This is a genomic window from Halomonas sp. Ps84H-12 (assembly GCF_024124725.1).
Taxonomy (GTDB): domain Bacteria; phylum Pseudomonadota; class Gammaproteobacteria; order Pseudomonadales; family Halomonadaceae; genus Vreelandella; species Vreelandella aquamarina.
Map to the genome: position 1 here is coordinate 157,150 of NZ_JAMXSJ010000004.1, position 6,367 is coordinate 163,516.

General features: G+C 59.3%; 5 protein-coding genes. 2 read left to right on the top strand and 3 right to left on the bottom strand.

Features of this window, described 5'->3' with window-relative positions:
* Positions 1–10: 10 nt before the first annotated feature.
* Both NH344_RS03420 and NH344_RS03425 read left to right on the top strand, forming a co-directional pair.
* Positions 11–1,516 (top strand): tripartite tricarboxylate transporter permease, encoded by a 1,506-nt coding sequence (locus NH344_RS03420; protein WP_044630602.1) that lies wholly within the window; start codon positions 11–13, stop codon positions 1,514–1,516.
* 223 nt (positions 1,517–1,739) lie between these two features.
* The gene (locus NH344_RS03425) at positions 1,740–2,636 is read left to right on the top strand and encodes a LysR family transcriptional regulator (RefSeq protein ID WP_044630603.1); all 897 of its coding nucleotides are present in this window, start codon (positions 1,740–1,742) and stop codon (positions 2,634–2,636) included.
* A 2-nt stretch (positions 2,637–2,638) separates the two neighbouring features.
* Here NH344_RS03425 and NH344_RS03430 read toward each other — a convergent pair whose 3' ends face one another.
* The 3 genes from NH344_RS03430 to NH344_RS03440 form a co-directional block, all read right to left on the bottom strand.
* The gene (locus NH344_RS03430; protein ID WP_044630604.1) at positions 2,639–4,144 is read right to left on the bottom strand and encodes an AbgT family transporter; all 1,506 of its coding nucleotides are present in this window, start codon (positions 4,142–4,144) and stop codon (positions 2,639–2,641) included.
* A gap of 68 nt (positions 4,145–4,212) precedes the next feature.
* Positions 4,213–5,382, bottom strand: coding sequence for an amidohydrolase (locus NH344_RS03435; RefSeq protein ID WP_044630605.1), 1,170 nt, complete (start codon positions 5,380–5,382; stop codon positions 4,213–4,215).
* 492 nt (positions 5,383–5,874) lie between these two features.
* Positions 5,875–6,367, bottom strand: a 493-nt coding sequence (locus NH344_RS03440; protein WP_253027543.1) for a transposase, incomplete at its 5' end; no start/stop codon positions are given.

A 6,367-nucleotide genomic window follows, 5' to 3' on the forward strand; every position in this document is an offset into this window, starting at 1 on the left:
GGTTGCTACGATGTTCGATTTCCTTATCGAGGGGTTTGGCGTTGCGCTAACCCCGCTCAATCTAGGCTTGGCGTTGCTGGGTGCGCTGCTGGGCACGCTGTTTGGCGCCTTGCCAGGCATTGGCCCCATCAACGGCATCGCGATTCTCATGCCGCTTGCCTATACGCTAGGGTTACCCGCTGAGTCTTCATTGATCTTGCTGGCCGCGGTCTACACCGGCGCCGAATATGGCGGCCGCATGTCGAGTATTTTGCTCAATGTCCCGGGTGACGCTGGGGCGGTCATGACTACCTTGGATGGCTATCCGCTGGCGCAGCGAGGGCTGGCAGGCCCAGCGCTGGGGTTGTCCGCCGTGAGCTCCTTCATTGGTGCGACCATTGCCATTCTAGGGTTGACGCTCTTTGCGCCGCTGCTGGCCAAGGTGGCAGTGCTGTTTGGCCCGGCAGAGTTTTTTGCCCTCATGGTCTTCGCGTTTTCGTCCATGTCGGTGATGATGGGCAAAGACCCCATCAAAACCGCGATTGGCGCCGTCCTCGGCATTCTGATTGGCACCGTCGGCATTGACTCGGGCAGCGGTGTACTGCGTTATACCTTCGGTATGCCCGAGCTTTACGACGGGATCGATTTCGTCGTGATGATCATCGGCTTATTCGCCATTAGTGAAATTCTGCTGATGCTGGAACACTCGCAGCGCAAGGGCGACGACGGCGAGCTGCCGGTCCTGGGGCGCGTTTTCGTCCGTCTCAAAGAGGTGCTGTGGTGTAAAGGAGCCATCATCCGCTCGGGGTTGATCGGCTTCATCATCGGCGTACTGCCGGGCACCGGCGCGTCGGTGGCAGGGGCGGTCTCCTACACCACGGAAAAGCGCCTCTCCGATAAAGATAACACCTTCGGCACCGGCGACATGCGCGGGCTGGCAGCGCCGGAATCGGCCAACAATGCTGCGGCGGTAGGTTCGTTCGTACCCATGCTGACCTTGGGCATCCCGGGGTCGGGTACGACGGCGGTCCTGCTCGGTGCGCTGATGCTCTACAACATCACGCCGGGCCCGATGATGTTTATCGAACGTCCTGAAGTGGCCGGAGGGCTGATCGCGTCTCTGTACATTGGCAACATCGTCTTGCTGATGCTCAACCTGCCACTGGCCGGTGTCTTCGCTCGGGTGCTGACCATTCCGCGTTGGGTGCTCGTGCCCGCCATTGCCATTTTGGCGTTCGTTGGGGTGTATCAGCTTCACTCCGACCTCTTCGCCATCTATTTGATGCTGTTGATCGGCGTGTTTGGCTATCTGCTGCGTAAGCTGGGTTTCTCGTTGGCTCCCGTCATCCTGGGCTACGTGCTGGGCGGACTGATGGAGCAGAACCTGCGCCGTGCCCTCTCCATTAGCGGTGGCGACGTCGGGATCCTATGGCAATCGGGCATTTCCTTAGGGCTCTGGGTGGCCGCGGTGCTGCTACTGGTGCTGCCCTGGTGGATACCCAAACTGCTGGCCGCGCGTCAACCTAGCACCCGCTAACGCAGTGCTCGTTTGACAGCCTTTCTCGCCCTGGGCCGTGTCGCGGTGCCAGGGCGATCGTTATTACACATGCATAGACTGGCTCGGCAAGCACGCTACATGACGTGCCTAACTGTTTTTATTCCCCATGGCCTTCATCGAATTGACCGTTCGCGCGCAACCGCTAGGATGTTCGTCAATCGTTAGCACGCTTTGAGTGCACCACGCTCTGGATGAAGCCTCCATGACCCTACTCGACAAACGCGCCTTCTATCTCTTGGAGGTCAGCAGCTGCGGCGGTATTCGCGCGGCGGCGGAGCATTTGCATACCAACCCGTCGGTGGTGAGCCGGCAGATCCGCTCGTTGGAGCAGGCGCTGGGCATGGCACTGCTGGAGCGTCAGGGGCGGCATGTGATGCTCACGGAGGCGGGTCAGCTGGTGGTGGATGGCTTTTTGGCCCAGCGGCGGCTGAACTCTGAGCTGGGCGATACGCTGTCGCGGCTACGTAACTTGCAGGCCGGGAAGGTGGTGGTGTCGGTGGGCGATGGCTTTGTGGATAGCTTTATCAACCATGTGATGAAGCGGGTCTCTGAGCACTATCCGGACGTACTCATCGAGATCAAAACCGGCATTTACTATCCTCGCGAACCCCATGAGATGGTGGCCAGCGACGAGGTGGATATTGCCATTACCTATGGGCCGATCTCTGACCCACGTTTGGTGGTGCACTCTTTCGAGCGAGGGCCGCTGTGTGCGCTCGTGGCGCCTTCCCATGCGTTGGCAGGGCATGAGCGTGTGAGCGTGTCGGAACTGCTGCAGCATAAGCTAATTTTTCTGCCCGATGTGTCGGGCTCTCAGCAGTTTGTGAATGCGCTATTTGGCGCAGCGGGGCAGCCTGCCACACCGGCGTATCGCTGTAATTTGCACTCTGTCTCGCGGCGTATGGCGAGCGCGGGCATTGGGGTGTCGTTTATGACTGCGGCTGCTGCACGCAGCGAGATTGAGGCGGGGCTACTGAAAGCAATCCCGATTGATCACCCCATGGCGGCCAGCAGCCAGGGCAACTTGGTAAAGCGTGTCGGCAGAAGGCTCTCGCCCGCTGCCGACTATTTGTGGAAGTTGATGATGGCGATGCAGTAGCGCTAGTTCGCCATCATGTAAACACCCGGGCCGATGGGCCAACCCATCATCAGCCAGAACATCAGAAACGCCGACCACGCCAGCAAGAAGCCCATGGCAAGGGGCAGCATAGTGGCAATCAGCGTGCCCAGCCCCATGTCCGGTTTGTAGCGCTGCATATACACCAATGCTACCGAGAAGTAGGGGCTCATGGGCGAGATGATGTTGGTGCTGGAATCCCCAATACGGAACATCGCCAGCACGAAGGCAGGGTCGAAATCGATCATCATCAGCATGGGTACAAACACAGGAGCCATCAGCGCCCACTGAGCCGAGCCACTGGTCATAAAGACGTTCAGCACCGCGCTCATGGCAATAAACGCCCCAACCAGGGGAAGCCCGGTAAAGCCGGTGCTTTGCAGCACGTTCGAGCCTTCGATGGCGATAAACTGGCCAAGCTCCGACCAGCGGAAGTAGGCAATAAACTGCGAGATCGCGAAGAACAGCACCAGGGTAGGGGCGAGGTCGCTGGCCGATTCCGCCATGCGCTGGGGCACATCGCGGCTGCTGGTAATCTTGCCGGTGGTGATTCCGTACACCAACCCAATGGTGACGAAGTAGATAAACATCAGCGGCACGAGCGAGCGCAGAAACGGCGAAGGAATCAAACCGCCGTCTTCGTTGCGCAGCGGCGAGGCTTCGGGCACTACTGCCAGGAGCACCAGGGCAATATAGGCCAGCGTTGCCAATCCTACGCGCTTGAGGCCACGCTTTTCGGCTTCCGTCAGCGTTGGCGTGACGATCTCGGTTTTGAAATCTTTACCCATAGGGAGCGTGCGCTGTAGCCGTGGCTCTACCACTTTATCGACCAGCAGGGTGCCGACGGCGGCCAGTACAAAGACTGAGCAGGCCACAAAGTAGTAGTTATCTACGGGCGAGATGTAAGCGTCTGGGTCTACTAGGCGCGCGGCATCGGTCGTAATGCCTGCAAACAGCGCGTCGCCCACGGTGATGAATAGGCTGGCATCAAATCCAGCCCCGGCAGCTGCGTAAGCGGCGGCAGCCCCCGCCACCGGGTGCCTGCCCACCGAGTAGTACACCATGGCGGCCAACGGAATCAGGATGAGGTAGTTGGCATCGGAGGCGATACTGCCGCAAATACCGGCCATAAATACGCAGAACGTTAGCAGCGAGGGCGGTGCTTTGGCGACGCTCACCTGCATCAGCGTCGACATCAGGCCCACTTTATCGGCCAGCCCAATGCCGAACATCACCACCAGAATCAGCCCAAGCGGCGGGAAGTTGACGAAGTTACTGACCACGCTGGTCAGCATGAACTCGACGCCATCCGCGGAGAGCAGGCCGCGAACGGTCACTTCTGCCTCGGTTTGTGGGTTGATCGCCGAGACGCCTAGCGTGGCTAAAATAGCGGAAATAACCACCACCAGGGCGGCCAAAATAGTGAATAGGATAAACGGGTGCGGCAGCTTATTGCCTACCCGCTCGATGGAAGCGAGAACACCTTGCATGACAGTTTCCTTATAAGAAGCCTTGTTATTCAACGTTGTTATGCCACTTAACGTGGCGGCTAGCGCTGTTAGTCGCGCTTCAGTAGTGATGTGGCCAGCGCCACAAACATGCCGCCTGCGACGGGCAGAATGGCATCGTTAAAGTCGTAGCGTTCGTTATGCAGGTAGGCGCTGTCGCCGTTCCCCACAAAGAAGAAACACCCCGGTACTTCTTGCAGGTAAAACGCAAAATCCTCAGCGCCCATGGTGGGCATGTAGTCCAGCTGCTGAATATCGGCGCTGACGCCTTGTTCGGCGGCAATCGCCAACACACGCTCCGACCAAGCGGTATCGTTTACTAACGGAGGGATTTGGTGCTGATGCTCTAGCTGAAAACGCGCGCCGTGAGCGGAACACACCCCATTAACGACCTGTTCCAGCTTGCCGACCAATGCAGCGCGGGAGTTTTCCCGGTCGCTGCGAATATTCACCAGCAGCTCTGCTTGGCCTGGAATCACGTTGGCAGCGTCGCCTGCTTGAAAGGCCGCGACGGTAATCACGCCTGCTTCCAGCGGTGATTTATGGCGGCCCACCAGCCCTTGCAGCTGCTGAACGAGAGACGCGCCAACATAGATCGGATCGACTGCTAAATGCGGCATGGCTGCGTGGCCGGAGACGCCTTCAATGGTGATTTTGAAGGTGTCGTTACCGCCCATGGCGGAGCCTGGTTTGACGAACAGCTGCCCTTCGGGAAAGCCAGGGCGGTTGTGGTAGCCAAAAATCGCGTCTACCTGCGGGTTTTGGAGCACGCCCGCTTTGACCATCTTATCGGCCCCGTTTCCACCCTCTTCTCCTGGCTGAAACAGCAGTTTGATGTGGCCGCAGAGCTGATCGCGCTGGGCGATAATCGCTTCAGCGGCGAGCAGCAGCGTCGCTGTGTGTCCATCGTGGCCGCAGGCGTGCATCAGCCCTTCTCGTTGGGAGCGGTGCGCAAAGCTGTTGGCTTCTTTGATCGGCAGCGCATCCATATCGGCCCGGAACGCAATCACTGGGCCTTCTCGGCCGGTGTCCAGCTCGGCCAGTACGCCGGTAGTAGCAATGCCTTCGGTGACCTTATAGCCCAGTGACGTCAGCCGTTCGGCCACCCGTTTGGCCGTGTCAGTTTCCTCGAATTTGAGCTCTGGATGCTGGTGAAGCTGATGGCGCACGGCCACCGCGTCGTCAATTTGTGGCTGGGTGAAAAAGGGGGATGAATACATGTCCTGTCCTTGCCGTTGTCTGTGTCGTTGTGGGCATCGGTAACGCTAAGCGACTTGGCGGGCAGGAACGAGTGCCAAAAGAGATGTGTTTGTTGCTTTCAAGGCAACGATGTGCGCAGGGGAGGCGCTGATGAATGTCGGAGATGGGAATTCGAATAAAACGTAGTATTGGGTGTGATTAAGGAACCGCTGATGTAGTGAAAGTGCCATTATGAGCGTTTCAGCCGCTTAGAGACGAATTGATCAGCGGTCCCTTAAGCCCGCCTCATTCACGAGGGCTCTGATTGGGCAGTCTGAAGCTACGTGCCATCGGCATTGCTCGTAAGGACCCGTATTTCCGGCGTGAGCGCCTGCTTCGTAATGCCCGAACGCTACGTTTCTTTCGCCGATTTATAACCTCCAGGAATTAATCTCGACCTTCAAAGCAGCCGTGATCGCCGACCGCCCCCGCGGCCGCTCGACTTCTGGTGCTGTGGTGGTCTCGCAGGAGCGTCAGCTCAGTGCGGTCAGCTTTGGCAGCCCCTTAAGCAAGGTCGGCCACCACTTGTCGGCGGCGGCACCCAGATGAACGGTGATTCGCCGAGCGTGCAGCCTCAGCGTGGCGGCGACCTTCAGCACCTGCTCGCGCATCCGGCTGAGGCTCCAGCCTTGCCGGGTTTGCCGCTCCAGCAGGCAGCGCAGGCCATGCAGGACCTGGTAGGCGTAGAGGCTGAGCAGCAGGCTCACCTCGTTGCGGGCCATCACGTCCTGTACGGTGGAGGCGCCGCGATCCGTCGACGAGAGGTGCACGTCGAGTGCCGACTTCACCTCGCCCATATGGGCTTCGGCGCTGCCCCGCTTGCGATAGAGCGCCAGGATCTTCTCCGGCGGCCAGTCGAACTTGCCGAGGTTGGTGACCAGGAAGAAGGCATGCAGCAGCAGGTCATCGGGGCGTTCCTGCACCACCAGCACTACGCGCCGCGGTGCCGGCCAGGAGCCGGCTTGA